The organism is Paenibacillus woosongensis (assembly GCF_009725165.1).
GTDB classification, from domain to species: Bacteria; Bacillota; Bacilli; order Paenibacillales; family Paenibacillaceae; genus Fontibacillus; species Fontibacillus woosongensis.
Map to the genome: position 1 here is coordinate 1 of NZ_WNZW01000062.1, position 386 is coordinate 386.

A 386-nucleotide genomic window follows, 5' to 3' on the forward strand; every position below is an offset into this window, starting at 1 on the left:
CTTACGACCGGTTCGGTCAGGACATCTACGTGCAAAACTGCCCGTTCTGCCAAGCGGAGAACGTCCTGCTGCCGCTTAAAGCGAGGGACATGCAGGAGCTTCAAGACCGCGTCAAGAAGCTGCTCGTATTCCCCTGCTGCCGCAATCGGCTGACACTCGTCGATGCCGATTCGGACTATTTGCTGGCGAGCCGGCCGCTTCGCCGCGGCGACCGCTCGAAATCGACATAACAGCAGACAAGCGGGCGCTAATTCCTGCAAATGGCATAACAAAGCGCTTAAAGCAAATTCGTTTCCCGCCTCCCCGGCCCGGCAGCGAATTCCCTTTAAGCGTTTGTTTGTTAGTGCAGCTTACATCTGTCTCTTATACACATCTCCGAGCTCCCG

1 protein-coding gene is annotated in these 386 nt (G+C 56.2%); it reads left to right on the forward strand.

Annotation, left to right across the window (positions count from 1 at the left end; genetic code table 11):
* Positions 1-230: hypothetical protein (locus GNP95_RS25930; RefSeq protein WP_196427331.1), on the forward strand; the 230-nt coding region annotated here is incomplete at its 5' end.
* Between the last annotated feature and the right edge of the window lie 156 nt (positions 231-386).